Here is a 23,835-nt window from a genome sequence, read left to right as displayed (position 1 = left end):
GACGAGGCGCAGAAAAAAAAGCCAGCCTGAAGACGGGCTGGCAATACAAGATAATCATCTTGTCGACGTGTAGAAGAGGTTCTAAATCACATAGCGAGGGTCTGCTACGGGGATTTAGAGGTATCGATTGATACCGGGATCTCAGCGTACAGCGGTACCTTGAGTTCCTGAGCGCTACTGTATGGGAAATGGTGCATAAGCAAAAGGGGGGAAAACCCCTATTCATCAATAAGATGGCATAAAAGTGGTTATGCTCGGTTGGTCGTACAGTGACCGTAGCATGACGCTACATGATCATCGTTCCGGAACAATGATCATCGAAGCTGGCGCATGGATCCTCGTCAATCAAATGAGTGCAGATAGGCAATCGGCCTGTGCTGGGGTATGATTTATTGGTCCTTTTCTCACTAAACTTGATTATGAGCGAACAACGGAAAGTGCAATCTAAGATCACGCCGGAGCAGAGTAAGCCCAGACCCGCAGAGCTGGTGACGTTACCCTCGTATATGGATTGCCATGATCATCAGTACACGCAAATTGTCATTGGCCTCAAAGGGCAGGCGGAATTTGAAGTGCGCGGGCGCGGTAATTTGGTTGGCCCCGGGCAGGGATGTGTGGTGACGGCGTGCTCTGATCATGCTTTCGGTGGGGTGATTGGTCAGTCGGATATTTTGGTGCTCAATATGCCGCTGCCCAGTGGCGATGATCCTCTGATGCTGCAAAAAATCAATCAGTTGGAGCAATCTCATCTCTACTTTCAGCTAGATGGGCAGATCCAAAAGTTGATCCAGATGTTAGTGCGTGAAATGCAGGCCAGTCCAGACGATCTTCTGCTGAGTCGCGCTTGCAATGATACGGTCATGGCGCTGCTACAACGTCATATCTCAGCGTTTGAGACGCTGAAAAAAGAGTCTCGCTTTGATCTCGACGCGATTGATCGCTACATCGAAAGCCACTTGAGCCATAAGATCAGTGTCGCGCAACTGGCGGGGAGCGTTTTTCTCGGCGAGAGTCAGTTCCATAACTTGTTCAAAGAACAGATGGGCATCACCCCGCATCAGTATGTGTTGGGTAAACGCATCGACATGGCCAAAGAACTGATCGAAAAAGGCACCCTCAGCTTAGGGCAAATTGCCGAAATCACCGGGTTTTCCGGACAAAGCACCTTTACCCACTCCTTCACTCGCCTGCAGGGTATTTCTCCTTCTCTCTACAAAAAGCAAAATAGCGTTAAATAAGTTGCATTATGTATTGGTTTATTTTGCTTAATTTCGTGTGATCATGTGTTTGTTTTGTTAAAAAAGCGAGTTTTTAGCAAAAAGCTCGGAGTTTTTGACAAGTATTCCTCTCAGCCTCAAAATACACTGCCTGCCATATGTATAGCCCCGGAGCGGTTTTCGGGGATGAGATTGAGGAAAACGCATGTTTACAGCGACAGATGTGTTGAAACCGGAGTTTGTCCAGCAGCCGCTTGATACGCTTTGGTCATTGATCTCCCCATTGTATATGGTGGACGAATCTCAATGGCTACAGCAGCTCCTGCCACTGGCGACCCCTTCAGCGGAAGAAAAAGCGGCGATTGCCAAAAGCACCACGCAACTGATAGAAGCGATTCGCGCTGATAAGAAATCGATCCAATTGATCGATGCCCTTTTGCTGGAGTACAGCTTAGATACTCAGGAAGGGATCTTGTTGATGTGTCTGGCTGAGGCGCTGATGCGAATTCCGGACTCGGCCACCGCCGATGCCTTGATCAAAGATAAACTCAGTGTGGCCGATTGGAAATCTCACCTAAAGAACTCGGAGTCGGTGTTCGTCAACGCCTCCACTTGGGGATTGATGCTGACGGGCAAAGTGATCGGTCTTGCGGATGAAGATACCAGCAGCCCAACTCAAGCGGTGAATCGTCTGGTCAACAAGCTCTCTGAGCCAGTGATCCGCAAAGCGATGTATCAGGCGATGAAGATCATGGGCCACCAATTTGTTCGTGGTCGCACCATCGAAGAGGCGCAGAAAAACGGTCGCCCAATGCGTGATAAAGGCTTCACTTACTCATTTGACATGCTGGGTGAAGCGGCGCTGACCACGGCCGATGCCAATAAATACTTCAAAGATTACCTGATGGCGATTGAGTCGGTGGGCCGTGAAAGCTATGGCAACAACACCAGCCCAGCGCCGTCGGTGTCGATCAAGCTTTCTGCGCTGCACCCACGTTATGAAGTGGCCAACGAAGCGCGTGTGATGAGCGAGCTTTATACCACGCTTGAACAGCTGCTTAAGCGTGCGGTTGAATTGGATGTCGCCATCACCATTGATGCAGAAGAAGCGGATCGCCTAGAACTGTCGCTCAAGCTGTTTGCCAAACTCTACCGCAGTGAAACGGTTAAAGGGTGGGGTAAGTTTGGCCTCGTCGTTCAGGCGTATTCCAAACGTGCGCTGCCTGTTTTGGTGTGGCTCAACGCACTGGCCAAAGAGCAGGGCGATTTGATCCCGCTGCGTTTGGTAAAAGGCGCCTACTGGGATAGCGAAGTGAAATGGTCGCAGCAGCGCGGCTATGAGAACTATCCAGTCTATACCCGTAAAGAAGCGACCGATGTGGCTTACCTTGCTTGTGCTCGTTTCCTCTTGAGTGACAACGTGCGCGGTAACATCTTCCCTCAATTTGCCAGCCACAACGCGCAAACCGTCTCGTCGATTGCCGTGATGGCGCAACACAAAGATTTTGAGTTTCAACGTCTACATGGCATGGGCGATTCGCTCTACAACCATGTGATGGACAAATATCGTCAGCCCGTGCGCATTTATGCGCCAGTCGGTAGCCACAAAGATCTGCTGCCTTATCTGGTTCGTCGCTTGCTGGAAAATGGCGCCAACAGCTCGTTTGTACACCGTTTGGTTGACGCACGCTGCCCAATTTCTGAGCTAACCAAACATCCAGTTGAAGCCTTGACTTCCTTTGCAACCCTCAACAATACCAAGATCCCACTGCCGAGCGCGATTTTCCCAGAGCGTAAGAACTCGTATGGCGTGAACGTCGATATTGAAAGCGAAGCCAAGCCGTTTGAAGCGCAGGTTGAGTCGTTTTTAGCCAAGCAGTGGATCGCTGGCCCAGTGATCAATGGTCAGTCTATGGCTGAAAGCATGATCAAGGATGGGCAAGCGGAAAGCGTGACCGCGCCTTATGATCGTCGCATCGAAGTTGGCAAGATCGCCTTTGCGTCACTTGATCATGTTTCCGCCGCGATTGAGGGAGCGCAACAAGCGTTTGCCGGTTGGCAAACCACCCCACTGGCGGAGAAAGCACGTTGCTTGGACTCGCTGGCGGATCTCATGGAAGCCAATCTGGCCGAGCTGGTGGCCCTGTGTCATCAAGAAGCGGGTAAAACGCTACACGACAGCATCGATGAAGTGCGTGAAGCGGTCGATTTCTGTCGTTACTACGCCAAGCAAGCGCAAAACCTACAACCTTTCGAGTTGCAAGGTTTTGATGGCGTGAAGCGCATCGCCAGTCGTGAAGGCTTGGGGGTGTTCGTTTGTATTAGCCCATGGAACTTCCCGCTGGCGATCTTCTTAGGGCAAATTTCCGCCGCTTTGGTGGCTGGTAATACCGTTGTCGCTAAACCCGCTGAGCAAACTAGCCTTATCGCAGCGCGTGCGGTGGAATTAATGCAGCAAGCGGGGTTCCCTGCTGGTGTGATTCAATTGATCCCCGGCCGCGGTGCGGATATCGGCTCGGCGCTGACGTCTCATCCTGCGATTGCGGGGGTCGCTTTTACTGGTTCGACGGCGACCGCTCAGCGCATCAACGTATCCTTAGCACAACGTGAGGCCAAACCTGTGCCATTTATCGCAGAGACGGGTGGGCAGAACGCGATGATCGTCGACAGTACTGCGCTGCCAGAGCAAGTGGTGCGTGATGTGATCCGCTCTGCTTTTGCCTCGGCGGGCCAGCGCTGCTCGGCGTTGCGCGTGCTGTTTGTGCAACAAGACATCGCTGATCGCGTTATTTCTCTCATCCAAGGGGCGATGAACGAGCTGAGCGTTGGTCTGCCGTATTTGCACAAAACCGATGTCGGCCCTGTGATCGATAACAAAGCGAAAGAGAAGCTACGTGCACACTTGGCACAGATGAGTGCCACGCAGAAGAAAGTGGCGCAACTGACGCTGGATGACGTCTGCCAGCATGGTGATTTTATCGAACCAAGTGCGTTTGAAATTGAAGGCATCCACGTGCTACAAGAAGAGCAGTTTGGCCCTATTCTGCACATCGTGCGTTTCAAAGCGTCTGAGCTGACGAAAGTGGTTGAGCAGATCAATCAAACGGGTTTTGGCTTGACCATGGGGATACACAGCCGTAACGAGACCACCTATCGCTGGATAGAAAAACATGCGCGTGTCGGCAACTGCTATATCAACCGTGACCAAGTGGGTGCGGTGGTGGGCGTACAACCGTTTGGCGGCCAAGGGCTGTCTGGCACTGGGCCGAAAGCGGGTGGGCCACACTATTTGTACCGCTTTACCCAGATCCAATTCAAACCAACTGAGAACGCATAAGGAGTCACAACATGGTTCATCAAGTAACAAGTTTTGCGGATGCATTCTCAGCGTGGGAACAGTGGAATCTGACCAATTTTGATTACAAATGCGAGCACTTGCTGGCATTTAAAAACGCGCTGGAAGCGAAGCATTCTACGCTGGCGAAAGTGGTGTCGTACCACTTGCAACAAGCGGCTTCACTTTTGGCGGAGGCCCATCTTCTGGTTGGGCCAACCGGAGAAACCAACGAGTTGTACACCGCTGGCCGTGGCGTCGCGCTGGTGATCGTTGAAAATGAGCAAAGCGACCAAGAGGCGGCTCTGTATAGTGCGTTTGCTCTGGTGACCTGTGCGCTGATCGCTGGAAACAGTGTGATTGTGTGCAGTGATAACCAAACGTTCAATGGCTTGCTCGGCAGTGCCCTTGAACAAACCCCTTTCCCATCAAACCTAGTACAGATGGTGGCTTATGATGCTGCTCAGCAGTTGATTGAGCGTGATGTACGCAGTGTCGGTTATGTTGGGCATACTTCGGTTGAGCGCGAGCTTAACCTGCAATTGGCTAAACGCAACGGGGCGATCGTTGGTTTAGTGTCTGCAACGGATCCGGCAACGTTGAACGTAGCAAACGATCCGCATCTCTCGCTGCGCTTTATTACCGAGCGCACGCGTACCATAAATATTACCGCTGTGGGTGGTAACGCAACTCTGCTCGAGTTGGGGAACGATACTCACTAACCTTTCTCCACTCCCCCCAAGCCGTTTGGGGGGAATCAGGGAAAGATAACTATTCTAATGAGGACTATCTAATGATAGAGAATAGCTTTGCTATTACGGGCACGTTTGCTGCCTATTTAATTCTTATGGTCGCCATAGGGATTTACGCTTATAAAAAGACGTCTAGTTCGAGTGACTACTTCTTGGGAGGGCGCAGCCTTGGGCCGTGGCCAGCAGCACTGTCGGCGGGTGCGTCTGACATGAGTGGTTGGTTGCTGCTTGGTTTGCCGGGTTACGCTTACGCTGCGGGTATCGAGTCTCTATGGCTCGCGGGTGGTCTACTTGTCGGCACTTGGGCCAACTGGCTGATCAACGCTAAGCGCCTGCGGACATACAGTATTCAAACAGACGCTCTTACTTTGCCTGAATTCTTATCTCGTCGTTTTGATGATAAATCAAAACTGATTCAGACAATCTCTGCGTTCTTCATTCTTCTGTTCTTCCTCTTCTACACCAGCTCTGGCTTGGTCGCAGGGGGCAAACTGTTTGAAACGGTATTTGGTTTAGATTACAGCATCGCGGTGATTGTTGGCACTGTGTGTGTCGTATCGTACACCTTGTTTGGTGGCTTCCTCGCGGTATCGTGGACTGACTTAGTGCAAGGCCTACTGATGGCTGCGGCGCTGATGATCGTTCCTGTGGCGGTGATGGAAGGCGGTTTTGGCCAGTTGGCGAGCGATATGCACAACATCAACCCTGAGCTGTTAACCCTTTGGCATGACGTAAAAGGGGAGCCGCTCTCTGCGATTGCGATTATTTCACTGGTTGCGTGGGGGCTGGGTTATTTCGGTCAGCCACACATTCTGGCGCGCTTTAAAGCCACACGTTCAAATCGTGAACTGGGTACGGCACGTCGTATCGCCGTGGGTTGGACTGCGCTTTCGATGGGCGGCGCGATTTTGGTTGGTCTTGTTGGTTTGGTGTGGGTCAATGGCCACCCGGGCACTGAACTGGCTGATGGTGAGAAAATCTTTATGTTGCTGGTCAATACCGTGTTTCATCCAGTAATTGCGGGCATCTTGCTGGCAGCCATTCTGGCGGCCGTAATGAGTACCGCTGACTCGCAGCTGTTGGTTTCTTCTTCAGCCTTAGCGGAAGATTTCTACAAACAAGTCTTCAAACCAAACGCTTCTTCTGAAGAGATCGTCATGGTTGGCCGTATTGGTGTGATCGTTATTTCGGTGGTGGCGCTGTTCTTGGCGATGACGCCAGACAGCTCAGTTCTGGGTCTGGTGTCCTACGCGTGGGCAGGCTTTGGCGCGGCCTTTGGCCCTGCGGTAGTGCTCAGCCTGTACTGGCAAGGGATGAACCGCAATGGCGCGTTAGCGGGGATTGTGTTGGGCGGCGTGACTATCGTGGTGTGGAAACAGCTTTCTGGTGGCTGGTTCGATGTGTACGAAATTGTCCCTGGCATCATTCTTTCGACTGCGGCGATTGTGATTGTCAGCAAACTGACGGGCGGCCCTGCGAAGAATGTGGTTGAGCAGCACAAACAGTTCGAACAGAAACTGGTTGAGCTCGACTAAGCTGCCGCTCGATTTACATTGTAAATAGTCAAACCCCGTTCAGTTCGCTGTGCGGGGTTTTTTCTTGTTGAAAGAAAATGACTAATTTGTCGCTATTTTGTCATGCTCTTAACACAAGCAGTACGTTGAACGTTATACTCGCTGCGTAACAAAGTGAGAGCTGACGAGCATAGCTTGCCGATACGCTTCTCACTTTCGATAAAATCAACAATAAATTTTGAATCTGTACCACAAAAATTAAAAGTATCTTTTTTCATGTGGGAAATTTTTGCACAAAATAGGTCACTTTCATTAACTAGTGGTCGGACATCGGAGGAAAGGTCATGCCGGAAATTTACTGCTCAGCTTGTAAAAAGACAACCGCACACAAGGTTATCATGTGTCGTTGTGAGTCACAGCCAGTAGAAAGTTTTACCGGAAGGATCTTGAGCTTTACGCAACTGATGGCCAAATTCGTCTCGGGTGAGCACTACTACGAAATGGAGCCGCAGCATTTCTGCCGCTACTGCAATCAGAAAAACATCGCGCCAGTGAAGAAGATCCCCGCACCCTCGGTTGTGCAGCACATTTAAATTCGTACCGATACTTTGTCACTTACTAGCCTGAGCTCTCCGCTTGGGCTTTTTGCATGGATTATTTTTAATCGGCATGTGAAACCGTGGCGCCGACGGTTGCTGATCAAAGCGCTGGGCGATTACACTGACAAAAAAGAGAAAAGGACTCAAAGATGCCAGGTTACCAACTCGATCGCATCGACTTACACATATTGCGGATACTGCATCTGAAGGGGCGTCTGCCCGTGGTAGAGCTGGCAAAAATAGTCAACCTCACCACCTCACCTTGTTCTGAGCGGGTTAAACGCCTAGAAAAAGAAGGCTACATCAAAGGCTATCATGCTGAGCTCAATGCGGAAAAGTTGGGGCTAGATGTGCAGGTGTTTATTCATATTCGCCTCGATCAAACCAGTTTTTCTATTTTCGACAAGTTTGCCAAAGCGGTGGCGGATATGCCGGAAATCGAAGAGTGCTATTCCCTCTCGGGCGACTTCGACACCATGATTAAGGTGCGAGTGAAAAGCATGAAAGCCTATCAGGAGTTTATGTCGAGTAAACTGGGCACCTTGCCGGGAGTGATTCAAACTCGCAGTGAAGTGGTGATTGAAGAGCATAAAACGGGTTTTGGTGTTAATCCTGAACTGCTTTCGACCCTATATCAAAAATAGCCTTTCCTGCTCTGCCGTTACACGCCTTTTTCGACCAAGAAAAGTGAAGATGTTGACGCACAATTTTCACTGCTTAAACAGAGCCTTGAGCGATTTTGTGCTAGGATGCGGGCACGGTTTATCTTCCCAGAATGCCAATGAACAACTTTCTCAAATTCGTCGCACTGATGCTGGCTCTGGCTGGTGGCTACTTCGTCCAAGACGTTGCCAGCTATTTCTCTACTGAGCATAGAAGCGTCGATCTCGCCGATTATTGCCTATTGTCCACAGAGCCTTGTCAGCAGCAGCAAGCGTCCATGACGCTAAGCGTTGACACGCTGCAACCGCTTGCCGCGGCCACGCTCACCGTTGATTGGCCGCAGAGCAGTGCCAAACAACTGGTACTGAGCTTGACGGGGGTGGAAATGGAGATGGGCAATCCAAAATACATTTTGCAGCAAGTTTCTCCCGGCCACTATGTGGGCGAGTTAGTGCTGCCTGTGTGTACGTCCGACTCAATGACCTGGGCGGGGGAACTGAGTGACGGACAACATACCCTTTACCCCGCGATGAGGATGCAACGATGAGTAGAAATTGGTCACTGATTTTAGTGGTGGCTTTTGTATTAGGTTTTGGCGTAAAAAGCTATTTTGATCAGCAGCAGAAAGTTGCTCCTAAGCCCACACCAAGTGCCGAGCAGCCGATTTTGTTTGGCGAAAACGAGCAGCCAGTCGATATTTTTGACCAGAATGATCCACGCATTCGCATCGCTTATTTTGGTTTCACTCGCTGTCCGGATGTTTGTCCAACCTCGCTTGCGATGCTCGCTGGCGCGCTCAATCAACTGGATGATGCCACCAAAGCCAAGTTGCGCCCGCTGTTTATCTCTCTCGACCCTGAGCGAGATGGCGCTAAGGCTTCCGCCGAGTACGCCCACTACTTCCACCCCATGATTGAGGGGCTGTCTGCGCCACTCGATATCACTAAATCGCTGGCTAATCGCTATGGGGTTATTTTCCGTAAAACCGAGCTGAAAGATTCACAACTCAAGTACACCCTAGACCATAGCTCCTATTTTTATTTTTTGAAGCCTGACGGCACCTTGATCACTAAAGTGCCGCATACCTTAACGCCTGCACCGATTGTGGATGCAATTAAAACCACCACACAAGGACAATAAAATGAAACTGAAAGCTTTAATGATTGGCGCGCTGCTGCTTAGCCCGCTCGCACACGCCAGTGATGTTATGTTCCACCATCCTTATGCGCGCGCCATGGCACCGGGGGCGGTCAACAGCGCAGTGTTTGTCGAACTGGTTAACAATGGCGCCCAAGCGCAAACCATTGTTGCGGCTAGCACTCCGGCGGCGGGAAAAGTCGAACTGCATGATGTGATCAAGCAAGGCGATGTGATGCAGATGCGCCAGATTGAAGGCATTGAGGTTCCAGCCAATGGCAAGACGGAACTTAAACCGGGCAGTTTGCACATCATGCTGTTTGAGCTGGCACAGCCACTGAAAGAGGGCAGTGAGATCGAAGTGACGGTCACGTTCGCCAGCGGTGAGAAACAAACCTTCACCGCACCAGTGAAGAAAGTGATGGCAGGCATGAAGCACGCCAGTCATTAATGTGACAGTATGCACAAAAAGGAGCGACAACAGTCGCTCCTTTTTCTTTGCTGCGCCTATACTGCCGCTGTCTAAAACACACTGGAGGAATTCTGATGATTGTCACTAACCAACTTCAAAGGGCATTGTTGGGTTAACGGAAAGTCCGTTCACAAACCTTTTTATCGCAACGAGCGACTTCTCCCCATCCCTTCTTGTTTGCCCGGTACAACCGGGGTCATTCTATCGTAACGAACGAATTACACCCTGAATCCTAATGATTTAGTCAGGTGCTTTTGTGCACTGGGAAGATTCGCAATGAATAAAACAAGTAATCCACTTCAGCCAGCAACACTTTCTCAACTTGGCTGGAAACCTTTTTTTCAACAACAACTGACACTGGACGACTACGACGACACGCTGATTTGCCGTGTTCTTGCTCATCATCGTAGTGGATATCAACTCGCTTGTGAGCAGGGCAGTTTTCATTTAGCCATTCATCATACGCAGCCCAAAATAACGGTTGGCGATTGGCTGTTGGTCGATACGCAACATCAGTTCAAACGGCTGCTGGAACGCCAGAGTGAATTGAGCCGTAAAGCGGCGGGCAGCAAAGTTGAGGAGCAATTGATTGCGGCCAATGTCGATACGCTGTTTATCGTCTGCTCGCTCAATGATGATTTTAACCTCAGCCGCATTGAACGTTACCTTAGCGTCGCCAAGGAAGCGCACATTGAACCTGTGGTGGTACTCACCAAAGCAGATCTTTGTGTCGACGCCGAAGCGCGCATCCAGCAAGTGAAGCAGTTAAGCGCGACGTTGCTGGTTGAAGCGGTCAACGCACTCGACAGCCATAGTGTTGACGTGTTAAGACCGTGGTGCACGACGGGCCGCACTGTGGCGTTTCTCGGCTCATCCGGGGTCGGAAAATCAACCTTGACCAACTCGCTACTGGGTGATGAAACGCAACAAACGGGCGGGATTCGTGAAGACGACAGCAAAGGACGACATACCACCACCGCGCGTTCGGTGCATCTGATAGCCGGTGGCGGCATCATTATTGATACACCCGGGATGCGTGAGCTGCAGCTGGCTGATTGCGGTGAAGGGGTCAGTGAGACCTTTGCCGAAATCGAAAGTTTGGCAGAGCGCTGCCGTTTTAGTGATTGTCGACACCAGCAAGAGCCGGGTTGTGCGGTACAAAAAGCGATAGAAAATGGCACATTAGAGCTAAGACGCTATCAAAACTACCTAAAACTGCAAAAAGAGCAGGCTTACAATGCGTCAACCTTCGCTGAGCAAAGGAATCGATTGAAGCAAATAGGAAAAATGCATCGTAACGTACTCAGCGATAAGCAAAAATTAAAAGCGCCTTATTGAGTTAACTAATAACGCATCCTCTTATAGCCAAAGTGGTTAGCAAAACTGCTTTGGCTATTATTTTATTCTTCTTCCTCTTTCTTATAACAATCTAGCAACATTTTTCACCATTCATCACAACTTTGTACAAACAATCAGCCCAGAAACAAACTAAAACTAGACACAAAATATTCCCCCGCTACTATAGGTACCATTCAGCACAACTATGCTGAATTTCGCTTAGTTCTATAAAATGAATAATCAAACCACCATAATTCTGATAAATGCAGGAATGATGTATGCAACATAACAGTCTTATAGCGCGATTTGCCCGTGGCAACCTCGTGCTACAGATCCTAGTCGGTATCGTCCTTGGGATCTCACTCGCCGTCGTCTCACCAAGCTCAGCCGAAAGTGTTGGCTTGCTCGGTAGCTTATTCGTCGGTGCGTTGAAAGCGATCGCCCCAATTTTGGTCTTTATCCTTGTCGCCGCTTCCATCGCCAATCAAAAGAAAAATCAACATACCCATATGCGTCCAATCGTGGTGATGTATTTGGCGGGAACCTTTTTTGCCGCTCTGACAGCCGTTGTCTTGAGCTTCATGTTCCCAACAACACTAACCTTAGTGACAGGCGCGGAAGGGGCGAACCCGCCGCAAGGTATTCTGGAAGTACTCAAAACCTTGCTGTTCAAGCTGGTGGATAACCCAGTTAACGCGCTAACCAATGCCAACTACATTGGTATCTTGGCTTGGGGTGTGGGCCTTGGTTTGGCACTGCATCATGCCTCAGCAACCACCAAAGCGGTGTTTGAAGATCTCAGCCACAGCGTTTCACACATTGTGCGTTTCATCATCCGCTTGGCACCATTTGGTATTTTCGGCCTCGTTGCGTCTACTTTTGCGACCACGGGCTTTGACGCGTTGGCCGGTTACGCGCACCTGCTAGTGGTACTGCTGAGCGCGATGGCGATCATTGCACTGGTGGTTAACCCTGCGATGGTTTACGTAAAAACCAAACAAAACCCATACCCGTTAGTGTTCCAGTGTCTGCGTGAAAGTGGCGTAACGGCTTTCTTTACCCGTTCAAGTGCGGCTAACATTCCAGTCAACATGGCCTTGTGTGAGAAGCTAAAACTGGACGAAGACACCTACTCGGTATCGATTCCACTAGGCGCGACCATCAACATGGCAGGTGCTGCTATTACCATCACAACACTGACTCTGGCTGCGGTACACACTATGGGTATTGAAGTGGATCTGATGACCGCAATTCTGCTCAGCGTTGTGGCGGCGGTGTCGGCTTGTGGCGCCTCTGGCGTGGCGGGTGGTTCGCTACTTTTAATCCCGCTAGCGTGTGGCCTGTTCGGGATTTCCAACGACATCGCGATGCAAGTGGTTGCGGTTGGCTTTATTATCGGTGTTATCCAAGATTCAGCGGAAACGGCGCTTAACAGCTCAACTGACGTGGTCTTTACGGCTGCAGTATGTGAATCAGAAGCACAAAAAGCACAGCGTTAATCTGCGCAATATGCTCTGAGTGGCATTTGATGCCACTTTGCTCAAACCTTTCATCCCCGGGCAATGCTCGGGGATTTTTTATCTTCGTCTTCCATTCTCGAGCAACTCCTCTTTTGCTCTCCGCTTTTCTCTTTATCTGGTTTGCTGTGTTTGACATTGGTGCTGAATGCGCTTTTTCCGTGAGCAACAGGAAAGGTTATTTTTATTCGAAAATTAACATCAATGAAATATGTGATTTAACCCGCACTGGGTGAGAGTGGCGAAATTTCATGCAGAATGGCATCCTCCGTACCTAGCTCACAAAAGCGCCTTTTCCTCCCCCTTTCTACGCCCTAAAAATGTGCAGCAATTCACGACCTCTCCTTCTACTTTCCGTGATCTCGATACCCGCATTGCATTAATTATTAACGACAAAAATCTTTACTGAGTCTTCTCACATTTTGCTGGCAACCGAAATTCTTAGCATAACTGGGCTTTTTATAATTACGCATATGGATATAGAACGTGAACATACAATCTTTTAATTTATCAATGGTGGCGAAAGCCATTTTACCTCTGTTAGCCACATCGCTCGTGGTTGGCTGTAATTCATCTAGCAGCGACAGTAGCACTCCGCAACAACCGGAACCCAGCAAAACGGCGCGTGTTTACTATAAAGCGAATAGCGCAGTGGCAGCGGCCGACGCCTCTGTTTACGATAAAGCGTCGCTGTATGTATGGAATGATGTTGACAGAGGTGGCAGCTGTGGTGGTTACGCCGAAACCGATCCCAATGCCAACGACTGGAACACGGGCATGGCGCCAAAAGGGGTGGACGATAAGCTCGGCGTTTACTGGGATCTCGACGTCCTTGACGAGGAAACTCAGTGTCTCTACTTTATTCCGCGTATTGATGGCAACAAAATGTTGGGCGACTTCGATGCCAAGCTCGATCTGACGCAAACAGACAAAAACAACGCGGTGTTTACCCAAGAAGGCGTCAAGGCGGTGTATCCTGAGCTGATCCCGACCTCGGACATTCCTGCAAACACGGCGCGCGTTTACATGAACACGCCAGATGGCGACCAAAGTGCGTTCCGCTTGCATGTGTGGAATGACGACACGTGTAAAAACTATGGCGCAACCAATACCGAGTGGCCTGGCATTGAGCCGACGGGCGTGAGTGAGGTGTATGGACCGTATTGGGACTTGCCTGTCACCGGCACCGACAGTTGTCTCAATATCATTCCAAACAACAAATCGAATGGCGATTACCAAACCGAGAACTTGAAGTTTGAGTTTGATAAAACCACGGCGATTGGCAATGTGGCGTTTGTATTCAAAGGCACCAATAAGGTCTACTACACCGCTTTGGCGCAAAAACCCGTTGCACAAGTGGAACTGGCGGACGCGAGCGCGATTTTTGCCGATGACAGCGTGATTCTGGTCAATGCCAAAGACGCTACCAGCGTCACGCTCTACTATTCACAAAGCGGCGAACTCGCGTTTGACAGCGCGACGAAAAAAGTCACTGGCGCCACCAAACAGGTGAGCTCGAGCAAAGTGGCAAGCGACGATTGGGCTAGCACTAAACCTCATTTGAAAAGTGATTTTATCGGCTTTGAGATGGACTTTAGCGGCGAAGGTCTCGCGCTGAAAGATCTATTGAAAGGTCAATTGATCTTAGTGGCAAGTGATGCGACCGGCGTGATCAAAGCGACCGAAGTGCAGCCGGCCAGCGCACTGGACGCATTGTACGCGGATAGCGCGACCAAGCTAAGTTATGGCGCGATCATCAACCAAGACAGCAGCACCACGTTCCGTTTGTGGGCTCCGACCGCGCAAAGCGTCAAACTGATCCCTTACAGCGCAGATAAACAGGCACAAAGCGCAATTGCAATGAGCTTTGACGCCAGTAGCGGTGCTTGGGTAGCAGAAAACACAGCGTTAAAACATGGTGATTTCTACCGCTACGAAGTGAAGGTTTACCACCCTGCAACCGACAAAGTGGAAACCTATCAAGTGACCGACCCGTATTCATTGAGCTTGTCGATGAACTCGGAATACAGCCAAGTGGTGGATCTGGAAAATGCCGAGCTGAAACCGTCGGGTTGGGATGCGCTTGCCGCGCCGCACGCGCAAGATAATCCAGCCAGCTTTGTCTTGTACGAAGCTCACATTCGTGATTTCTCAGCGCTAGACAGTTCAACCATTGAAGCGAACCGTGGCAAATACAAAGCCTTTACTCAAAGTGGCAGCGCGCCTGTTGAGCATTTGAAGAATCTGGCGAAATCAGGCGTTACTCATTTGCACCTGTTGCCTACCTTTGACATCGCGACCATCAACGAAGATCCAAGCAAAGTGGCGGATATCAACGCTAAGTTCGCCAAATTGTGTGAACTCGACACTAGCGTGAAAGATGACAAAGATTTTGGCAGCTACTGCGCCGGAGATGAAACCATTGCCGCAGTGTTTGAGACTCTGTCAAAGGCCGACGGCAAAGACAATGCGGTGGTTCAGCGCCTCAACAGCCATGTTCGTAATGTTGACTCCTTCAACTGGGGGTACGATCCATACCACTACACGGTGCCAGAAGGCTCTTACTCCTCTGACGCCGAGGGCATGACGCGCATCAAAGAGTTCCGTGAGATGGTGATGGCGGTGAAACAGGATGTCGGTATGAACGTCGTGATGGATGTAGTGTACAACCACACCAACGAATCGGGCGTCTCTTCCAAGTCGGTGTTGGATCGCATTGTGCCTTGGTACTACCAGCGCTTGAACGAATTCTCTGGCGCGGTGGAGCAATCCACCTGCTGCTCAAACACCGCTCCTGAGAACAAAATGTTCGGCAAATTGATCGACGATTCGATCGCCACTTGGGTGAAAGAGTACAAGATTGATGCCTTCCGTTGGGATTTGATGGGACATCACCCACTGGCGCAAATGCAGCAAACCCTCGCGGCGGCGCAAGCGGTCGATCCACACGTTTACTTCTACGGTGAAGGTTGGAACTTTGGTGAAGTAGTCAATGATCGCATGTTCAAGCAAGCGACGCAGCCGAACTTAGGCGGCACGGGCATCGGCTCTTTCTCTGACCGTCTGCGCGACGCCGTTCGCGGTGGTAGCCCCTTCGATGAAAAAGCAATTCTGCGTTTGAACCAAGGTTTTGGTAACGGCATTTACGTGCAAGTGAATGACAAAAATAGCCAAACCGCAGAATTGAAGAAAACTGCGCTGCACTTGGCGGATCTCACTCGCCTTGGTATGGCGGGCAACCTGAAAGATTTCCCATTTACCGACAGCACAGGCAAAGCGATTACAGGTGGTGAGCTGGACTACAACGGTCAACCGGCTGGTTACGCGCAAGATGCGTGGGAAATTCAAAACTACGTCTCTAAGCATGACAACCAAACATTGTGGGACAACAACCAGTACAAGATTGCGTACGACGTGACATCTGCTGAGCGTACTCGCATGCAGGCGGTCAGCCTGTCAACGGCGATGCTGGGCCAAGGCGTGCCATTTATCCACATGGGCAGTGAACTGCTTCGTTCTAAATCGATGCAGCGCGACTCATACGATTCGGGTGACTGGTACAACCGTGTTGATTTCACCAAACAAGACAACAACTGGAATGTTGGCTTGCCACGTGAAGATAAAGATGGCAGCAACTGGGGCATCATTAGCGATGTCATCACAGATTCGAGTGATCGCGCCATGCCAACCGCAACGGACATCGGCAACATGGACAAGTTCTTCAATGAACTGGCGGCACTGCGTGCATCATCTGGCTTGTTGACCTTAGGCAAAGGCAGCGAAATCATCAAACGAGTTAAGTTCCACAACACTGGCGCGGATCAAACCCCGGGTCTGATCGTGATGAGCGTGGATAACAGCGGTGAGCTGTACGACGCGAAAGTGGATGCAGCTCGTGATGGCTTAGTGGTGGTGGTGAACGCTTCACCAAGCGCGTTGAGCAGCTTCGCTCAATTTGATGCGACAGGTTACAGCCTGCATGCCATTCAAGCTGCCGCTGGCAATGATTCTTTGGCGAAAAACCAAGATCAAGTAGCGTCAGTGGCAGAGGGTAAACTCTCTGTACCTGCGTGGTCTGTGGCGGTGTTTGAGAAGCTGCGGAACTAACGCTTCACTCATTCTATCAGCCTAAAAACAAACCCCACCAAAATTGGTGGGGTTTGTCTATTCAAACAGGGCAACATTGGCGTCAGTGCCAAAGCGTGCGCTAAGTGTTAATGCGATTTTTGATTGGCTTCGGCAAACTTCTCCAGCCCCAGTACCAAGGCAAACGCCAGCAAGGCCATGACGATGGCCAAGCCTAACTGCGAAGGCTGCGAGGTCAGGCTTTCGAACTCAAACGGTGACAGATTGTGTTGCACCAGAGGCACTTGCTCACCTTTGGAGTTGAGGCGCCAACTGATGGTCTCTTTCCATGGCCAAATTTTCGGTAGTGTGCCGATCATCAATCCGGTGAGAAACATCAAGGTGAAATCGCGAAAGCGGCGTAACAGCCAAGAGAGCACATGAGAAAATGTCAGCAAACCCGCGACACATCCGGCGAGAAACAGGCCGAGAATATCAAGCTGGACGTTTTTGACCGCGCCGAGCACGGGCGCGTACATGCCGATCAGCAGTAAAATAAAGCTGCCAGAAATGCCCGGTAAGATCATCGCGCAGATGGCAATCGCGCCTGCTAACAGGACATTGAGCGACGTCGGTTCGAGATGCAGTGGTTTGAGCACTGTGATGCTGTAGGCGAAAACGATACCGAGTAGCAGCAGAGCAAACCGCGGTACATCTTTGCGCTCAACTTGTCTGAGAATGTGGTACACCGACACGAGGATCAGGCCAAAAAAGAATGACCAAATCGGGATCGGATGATTGGCCAGCATCCAAGTAATCAGCTTCGCCAGCGTGGCGATACTGGTAAGTACGCCGCCAAACAGCGCAATGAGGAAAAACCCGTTGATGTGCTTAAAAGCGGCTTTAAAGCCTTGGGCTTTCCATAAACGAAAAATGCTCGGGTTAATGCGGCGAATACTTTCAAGTAGGGTGTCGTAAATACCAGTGATAAAAGCGATGGTACCCCCAGAAACGCCCGGGACCACATCGGCGGCGCCCATGGCCAGCCCTTTGAGAAACGTGGATAAATAATTCATGGCTCATAAACCGTCAGAAAACAGAGTGGAGGAGTATAACCAGATTCAAGGTAAAAAAGTATGCAATCACTTTGAATCGCGCCGCCGTGATCTTCCTGTGCAGCGAAGCGGATGGATATTGGGTAATAAGTCATCACCTTGATAGGAATATGGCTATTTGCGTGTACTATTGCATTTTGCAATTGCAAAATGCAATAGAGATCCAATCAATGAGAAGAATATGAGATATTTAGCCAAAAAATAGAGCTTTTAATCTTGGCATGAATCATGCATAATCTCTTTCGACCCTTATTAAGCCGAGGGTCACCTAGCCAACTGACGTTGTTAGTGAATATCTATTGTTCACACCATACATAAGCCAATCGCACCTTTTTGCGCTTGGCTCTTTTTTTATCTGCGTTTTGGTTTGGACGCTTTTTGCGTGAACCGCCATTGACGGAACATCCGTTTCCCGCCGCACTTTTCTTGCCTAGGCTTTGCTTTGTGCTTGTAAGGTTAAGCGATCATCCACCACCATATTGTTTTCGAGCTCGTGCACGGTGGCAATACGACAACGCTTTTCCGGCGCTAGCTTTTCATACTCAGTGAGATAGATATCACTGTGGATATGTTCGGCCATCATTTTGACCATCAAACGGTTGTTGGAAAATAGCCCTTGCGTCTCCTCGCGATGTGAAAACATCATCGCTTGTTTCATGTCCACCACCAGCATAAAGCGGTGTGAAGGATAACGTTGTTCTAAGCTATCGGAGCGTGAATAGTGCTCGACTTTCGGATGCGGCAAGGTTAAGCGATTGAAAGAGAAAACAATGACGCGCACTCCGCGTTCAATCGCGTGGCAGATCTCATCGGCGAGTAAGTCGAGATGAAAATCGGTATTGAGATAGACTTCGATCTGCGCCAAGTTCAGCATTTCGCGCGCTTTTTGCAGCAGGTTTTCAAAACCAGAGACGTTATAGATAAACTCTTTCTCTTCCTGAAGCATCATGCGTGAGAGCTCTTTTTTCAGGATCTGAATGTTTTCTATGGTTTTTTTCTCAATCTGGCTAAAAATCAAATCGGGCGATTTGGCCTCGTACTCTTTGGTCTCGCCATCGGACATAAAGATGCAGCCATTTTTGTACAAGTTATCAATCGATGAATAGACAGATGAGCGAGAGAGCGAAATCTCTTTGGCAATTTTATAACCGCTGGCGCGGCCATTTTTGAGTAAATTGATATAAACCAAGGCATCGGTCTTAGTAAAGCCAAAGTCCATCAGTTTTGTTACCAGCTCGGTCACGGGGGTTCCTCGGTAATGATTCACGCGAATTTTCCTGTCAAGGTTACCACTCCTCATGCAGTGAATGTAGATGGTTGTGCACAATTTACGGTGCACATCGAGACGGCGCCCTCGGCAAAACGATACTCATCGTTGTGCAAACATAAAATTTCCGGCAGGGCGTCAAATTGGCAGTAGCGGCTTAAAGTGCTTTTAAGCGTTAAGGCGAGATCAGGGTGCAAGATCAAGCTGCCACTTAAGACCAGCAGCTTAGGTTGGAAGCGACACACCGCATCGGAGAGCGCTCTGGCGAGCTGATCGACCCAGATGCGATAAATGCGCGTTGACCAAGCGTGGTTGTCATCAACACCAAAGACGATGTCGCGCGCGGTGCGATGTTGCAAAGAGAGTTGATGATATTGGCGCTCAATCCCCTTACGTGACAAATATTGACGAATGCACTCATCACTGCCGCAGTTGCACAGCGGTGTCAGCCCGTCAATTAAGCTTTGATACCCTTTGAGCGGTTTGTGCGCCCAGCCTAAATCGAGCACGTTACGATACGGTTCGCGTCGGCAAAGTTGATCGGTAACGTACAGCTCGCAGCCGTCATCCAATACCGCGCTTAAAACGTTGCCTTGCGGCAGGTTTGGAATTTGCGCTAAGGCGATCACCGCTGGATTAAACAACTGGCAGGGCACCGAGAGGTGCGTTGTCAGCCAATCGGTCAAGACCTCTTTGGCATTGGAGAGTGCGCCTTGCCAGCAATCGGGCATGAGATTGATACCAACCAGTGTCAGTGGGCCAAACATGCGCTGCATGCTCAGCGCCACGCTGGTGATGACCTCAGCGGTTTGTTGCGCGCTGAGTGGCGTTTTGAGCTGATTGCGATAACGGGGTTGCCCATCGTTATCGATGAGCACCCCCCAGATCCATTCTGAATCGACAGAAAGACCCAGCTTCATAACACTTCCGCAGTGCTGAGATCACGCAGCTCAAAGCCAAACGCGGTTAAAGCAAGCTCAGCGCCGTTGATAAGACAGCGCGCTTCACTGTCGCTGTTGTTGAGCACCACTTGCAGTGCGCCTTTGCGAAAAGCCACCACGTGTGGATGCTCGACCTCGATCCACTCTAAGTAAGGCTGGTTGCACTCTGGGTAGGCTTGGCGAAGTCGAATCAGCTTTTGCATAAAGGCCTTGAATTCGAGATCTTGCTGCTGCTCATCCCAAATCATGCATTTTCGGTTTAGCTCAAGGCCCATGCCTTTTTGCCCGTCCATGCCCACTTCGCCGCCGTAGTAGATACACGGAGAGCCCACTTGGGTGAACATAAACAGATACGCCAGTTTCGCTTTGCGCTTGTCGTTGCCACACAGGCTCAAAAGGCGCGTGGTGTCGTGGCTTTCCAGCAGATTAAACATCGCCTCATTGACGTTACGCGGGTAAGCAAGGTAAGAGCGTGTAACCGCATTGATGAAGCTGGTTTTGTCGTCGTTGCCAAGGGCAAAGAAGTCGGTGATCGCCTGTGTCAGCGGATAGTTCATCAGCGAGTCGTATTGATCGCCGCGCAGCCACGGCATGCCTTCGTGCCAGATCTCGCCCAAAATGTAGCAATCGGGCTTGATGCCTTTGACCAAACGGCGGAAATCACGCCAGAACTCGTGATCGACCTCGTTGGCTACGTCCAAACGCCAGCCGTCGATATCAAACTCTTGTACCCAATGGCGCGCTACATCCAACAGGTAGGCGCGGCACTCTGGGTTTTCAGTGTTGAGTTTGGGCATCTCCGCCACATTACCGAACGTTTCGTAATTGAGGTTGCTAAAGTCCCACTCCGATTTGGGCTTGTCTGGATAAACCGGAAATTGCTTGATCCAGAACCAATCGGCGTAGCGAGACTCGGCACCTTTTTCCACCACATCCAACCACAGCGGGGATTGATGGCCGATGTGGTTGAATACCGCGTCTAACATTACCTTCATGCCACGGCGGTGCGCTTCTTGAACCAAAGCACGGAAGGCCTCGTTGCCGCCAAAATGCGGGTCGACGTTGTAGTAATCGACCGTGTCGTATTTGTGGTTGGCATTGGCGGTGAAAATCGGGCAGAAATAGAGACCATTGACCCCGAGCTCTTGCAAGTAATCGAGTTTTTCAATCACGCCCCACAGATCGCCGCCCATGAAGTTGTCGCTGGTGGGCGTGCTGCCCCACGGCTGCACATTGGCAGGCGAGATCTCCGCACGGCCGTTGTAAAAGCGCTCCGGGAAAATCTGATACCAGATGGTGCTGCGTACCCATTGTGGGGTTTTCAACACATCTTTGGGGTTGATGTAGGGAAAGCAGAAGAAATTGCTTAAGTTGCTCAGTTCAATTTCGGCTGTGCGCTCGTCTTGAATGTCCACACAACGTTTTTCGCCAAACAGCAGTTTCTCGCCCGCTTTGCCATGCAAAATAAAGCCGTAGCGGGTGCGTTTTTTCGGTGGTACGAATGGGGCGAACCAGTGATCATGATGTTCGCTTTGTCCTTCCAACTGCATCGGCACTTCAGTCCCGCCGGTCCAGCCGTGCGCGTCGCTGCCGCCTAAATTTCCACCGTCTAGGCCGCCTTCGGCCCAGGTGTAGGGGTCGCCGATCCACAGGGTCACGCGGTCAACTTCGCCTTTGGCACTGCGAAAGCGAATGTGCAAAGTGTCGTTGTCGTAGGCGTAACTGTCCGCACTTTTCGCCAAGTGAGTTAATGAGCTTCTAGTAATCATAAAGGTTCCTGATATTTATTCTTTTACTGCGCCACTGACTAAGCCAGTTGTGATGTGTTTTTGTGTGGCGACAAACAGCAAGGTGATCGGTACGGCGACCAGTAGCGAGCCTGCGGCAAACAGAGTGAAGTTTTCCGCTGAGTTGGAGGTGATCCAACTGAAGATGCCGATGGCTAACGTCATCTTCTCTTCGCTGCGTAAAATCAGCGTCGGCAGGATGAAATCCATCCAAGGGCCGGTAAAAGAGACCAAGGCAACAAACACTAAGATCGGTTTGGCGAGTGGCAAAATGATCTCAAGGAAGATGGTCATGTGTCCGGCGCCGTCGATTTTCGCTGCTTCATCCAGCGAGGTGGGAATGGCGTCAAAGTAGCCTTTCACCAGCCAAGTCATAAAGGGTAGAGAGCCCGTCACGTAGACAAACAGCAAGCCGATGTAGGTGTCAATCAAGCCCATCTTTGACAGCAGAATGTATATCGCCGTCATCGAGAGAAAGGCCGGAAACATCTGCAACACCAAAATGCTCATCAACACGTTACGTTTGCCCTGAAAGCGGTAACGCGAGAAAACAAACGCCGTCATGGTGACCACCACCAGTGAGATCAGCATGTTAGCCGTGGCGAGCAAAAAGGTGTTTTTGTACCACTCCAAATACGGGGTATCGGTAAACAGCGCTTTGTAATGGTCGAGGGTAAAAGCGAACTCGCCGAACGAGGAACTGAACAGGTTGTTGCCCGGTTTAAACGAAGCCAGCACTGTCCACAGTACCGGGCCAAGCACCAAGATGGCGTTGACGGCGAGGAACAAATAGACGATGGCGGTCGCCAGTTTAGTCAGTAGTTTATCCATGATTACATTCCTACATCGTCTTTAAAGGATTTCATGCGGCGGAATTGCCAGATAGCAATCACCGACAGGAACAAGAAGATCACAATCGAAATCACCGAAGCGATTTGGTACTGCTGGAAGTCGAGCGTCAGTTTGTAAATCCAAGTGATCAAAATGTCGGTATGGCCTGCAAAACGGTATTCCGGATTAATTGGCCCGCCTTCGGTGAGCAAGAAAATCGCACCGAAGTTGTTGAAATTATGGGCAAAGGTCATCACTAACGACGGTGCGACTTGATGCAACACCATCGGCAGGGTGATTTCGCGAAATTGCTGGAACTTGCTGGCACCGTCGACTTCACTCGCTTCATACAGATCGCGTGGAATATTGGTCAACGCGCCGGAAATCAGCAGCATAAAGTAGGGCGCGCCGACCCAAACACTCACCGCAATCACGGTCAGCTTGGCTAAATGTGGATCTGAGAGAAAAGCGACCGACTCAAAGCCCCAAGCATTGAGTGTGGCGTTGACCGGGCCAATACCGTTGAGTAGCAGGCGGAACATCAGCAGCGTCACGAACGCGGGAATGGCATAGGGCAAAATAAACACAAAACGCCATAGCTTTTTCGCTTTGATGTTGCGATTTTCCAGCGCCAGCGCGAGGATAAAACCAAAACCACAAGTGCAAATGGTCGCAGCAATTGCCCAGATGACCGTCCAAGTTGCGACACCGACGAAGGTGCTCGACCAAATTCTTAGCTCAAACAGAGTCAGAAAGTTTTTAAAACCGACCCAATCGACCAGATTTTTCGGCGGAATATGGTGCGGCGCTGAGTAGTTGGTGAACGAGACCAACACGGTGATCGCAATCGGCATGATGATGAAAGCGATGCTGGCGATAAACGCTGGTGACAACACGATAAAGGCGAATTTATCGTCGTAGATGGCTTTAAGTTGCTGGCGCACGCTCAAACGGCATGGCTGACACTCCTGCGCCTGACGAACGTTAACCACGTAGGCGGCAATCGCTAAGAAAAGAAACAGCAGGGCAATCACCCCTTCCACCAGCATAAAGATGGAGTTGTCCCCTTGAATCACTTTAAACCCTTGGCGAGTTTGCGCCACGTCGCCCAGAGATACTAAGCCTTTGAGTGCGGCCGCTAAATCCGGCAAGTAGAGCAGAAACAGGCATTGGATGGCGAGGAAAACCCCGCCAGTAACCCAATGTTTGTGCGCCAGTTGTGTTGAGCCCATGAGAATCCACGAGGCCGACACTTTCGGTGCTTTGATGGTTTGCGACAACAACAT

Annotated in this window: 18 protein-coding genes; 12 read left to right on the top strand and 6 right to left on the bottom strand. The window is 50.4% G+C overall.

All coding sequences use genetic code 11. The annotated features are described in order from the left end of the window. The first annotated feature begins 419 nt into the window (after positions 1 to 419). From EA26_RS08225 to pulA, 12 genes are all read left to right on the top strand, one after another. Positions 420 to 1,238, top strand: a complete 819-nt coding sequence (locus tag EA26_RS08225; protein WP_039428889.1) for a helix-turn-helix domain-containing protein — start codon at positions 420 to 422, stop codon at positions 1,236 to 1,238. 184 nt (positions 1,239 to 1,422) lie between these two features. Beyond that, positions 1,423 to 4,554, top strand: a complete 3,132-nt coding sequence (gene putA, locus EA26_RS08220) for a bifunctional proline dehydrogenase/L-glutamate gamma-semialdehyde dehydrogenase PutA (RefSeq protein WP_039426596.1) — start codon at positions 1,423 to 1,425, stop codon at positions 4,552 to 4,554. An 11-nt stretch (positions 4,555 to 4,565) separates the two neighbouring features. Next, positions 4,566 to 5,273 carry a 1-pyrroline-5-carboxylate dehydrogenase gene (locus EA26_RS08215; protein ID WP_039426594.1) on the top strand — a complete coding sequence of 236 codons (708 nt, stop codon included), beginning with the start codon at positions 4,566 to 4,568 and terminating at the stop codon, positions 5,271 to 5,273. Positions 5,274 to 5,344: 71 nt separating this feature from the next. Then, entirely contained in the window at positions 5,345 to 6,838 is a 1,494-nt protein-coding gene (gene putP / locus EA26_RS08210; RefSeq protein ID WP_039426593.1) for a sodium/proline symporter PutP, read from the top strand. A gap of 323 nt (positions 6,839 to 7,161) precedes the next feature. Further along, positions 7,162 to 7,410, top strand: coding sequence for a hypothetical protein (locus tag EA26_RS08205; RefSeq protein WP_039426591.1), 249 nt, complete (start codon positions 7,162 to 7,164; stop codon positions 7,408 to 7,410). Between the two features lie 155 nt (positions 7,411 to 7,565). Then, on the top strand, positions 7,566 to 8,060 hold the full coding sequence (locus EA26_RS08200) for an Lrp/AsnC family transcriptional regulator (protein ID WP_039426589.1): 495 nt from the start codon (positions 7,566 to 7,568) through the stop codon (positions 8,058 to 8,060). 137 nt (positions 8,061 to 8,197) lie between these two features. Beyond that, on the top strand, positions 8,198 to 8,626 hold the full coding sequence (locus EA26_RS08195) for a hypothetical protein (RefSeq protein WP_039426587.1): 429 nt from the start codon (positions 8,198 to 8,200) through the stop codon (positions 8,624 to 8,626). Beyond that, the gene (locus EA26_RS08190) at positions 8,623 to 9,219 is read left to right on the top strand and encodes an SCO family protein (RefSeq protein WP_039426585.1); all 597 of its coding nucleotides are present in this window, start codon (positions 8,623 to 8,625) and stop codon (positions 9,217 to 9,219) included. The genes EA26_RS08195 and EA26_RS08190 overlap by 4 nt, the downstream gene beginning before the upstream one ends. Position 9,220: 1 nt before the next feature. Continuing rightward, entirely contained in the window at positions 9,221 to 9,667 is a 447-nt protein-coding gene (locus tag EA26_RS08185) for a copper chaperone PCu(A)C (protein WP_039426582.1), read from the top strand. A gap of 297 nt (positions 9,668 to 9,964) precedes the next feature. Then, positions 9,965 to 11,026, top strand: a complete 1,062-nt coding sequence (rsgA, locus tag EA26_RS08180; protein ID WP_039426579.1) for a ribosome small subunit-dependent GTPase A — start codon at positions 9,965 to 9,967, stop codon at positions 11,024 to 11,026. A 278-nt stretch (positions 11,027 to 11,304) separates the two neighbouring features. Continuing rightward, positions 11,305 to 12,525 (top strand): serine/threonine transporter SstT, encoded by a 1,221-nt coding sequence (sstT, locus tag EA26_RS08175; protein WP_039426576.1) that lies wholly within the window; start codon positions 11,305 to 11,307, stop codon positions 12,523 to 12,525. Between the two features lie 504 nt (positions 12,526 to 13,029). Continuing rightward, on the top strand, positions 13,030 to 16,650 hold the full coding sequence (pulA, locus tag EA26_RS08170; protein WP_039426574.1) for a pullulanase-type alpha-1,6-glucosidase: 3,621 nt from the start codon (positions 13,030 to 13,032) through the stop codon (positions 16,648 to 16,650). Positions 16,651 to 16,757: 107 nt separating this feature from the next. Here the strand turns inward: pulA and EA26_RS08165 are convergent, their stop codons facing one another. The 6 genes from EA26_RS08165 to EA26_RS08140 form a co-directional block, all read right to left on the bottom strand. Continuing rightward, positions 16,758 to 17,684, bottom strand: coding sequence for a polyprenyl-phosphate transporter (locus EA26_RS08165; protein WP_039426572.1), 927 nt, complete (start codon positions 17,682 to 17,684; stop codon positions 16,758 to 16,760). 469 nt (positions 17,685 to 18,153) lie between these two features. Continuing rightward, positions 18,154 to 18,966 (bottom strand): TrmB family transcriptional regulator, encoded by an 813-nt coding sequence (locus EA26_RS08160; RefSeq protein ID WP_039426569.1) that lies wholly within the window; start codon positions 18,964 to 18,966, stop codon positions 18,154 to 18,156. A gap of 53 nt (positions 18,967 to 19,019) precedes the next feature. Next, positions 19,020 to 19,910, bottom strand: a complete 891-nt coding sequence (locus tag EA26_RS08155) for an ROK family protein (protein WP_039426566.1) — start codon at positions 19,908 to 19,910, stop codon at positions 19,020 to 19,022. Next, positions 19,907 to 21,700, bottom strand: coding sequence for a glycoside hydrolase family 13 protein (locus EA26_RS08150; RefSeq protein ID WP_039426564.1), 1,794 nt, complete (start codon positions 21,698 to 21,700; stop codon positions 19,907 to 19,909). The genes EA26_RS08155 and EA26_RS08150 overlap by 4 nt, the downstream gene beginning before the upstream one ends. Positions 21,701 to 21,715: 15 nt before the next feature. Further along, positions 21,716 to 22,549 carry a sugar ABC transporter permease gene (locus tag EA26_RS08145; RefSeq protein ID WP_039426562.1) on the bottom strand — a complete coding sequence of 278 codons (834 nt, stop codon included), beginning with the start codon at positions 22,547 to 22,549 and terminating at the stop codon, positions 21,716 to 21,718. Positions 22,550 to 22,551: 2 nt separating this feature from the next. Beyond that, positions 22,552 to 23,835, bottom strand: coding sequence for a carbohydrate ABC transporter permease (locus EA26_RS08140; RefSeq protein ID WP_039426560.1), 1,284 nt, complete (start codon positions 23,833 to 23,835; stop codon positions 22,552 to 22,554).

Source organism: Vibrio navarrensis (assembly GCF_000764325.1).
GTDB lineage: Bacteria > Pseudomonadota > Gammaproteobacteria > Enterobacterales > Vibrionaceae > Vibrio > Vibrio navarrensis.
Note: the sequence above shows the minus strand (reverse complement) of the source record. Positions and strands in the feature narration are given on the sequence as shown.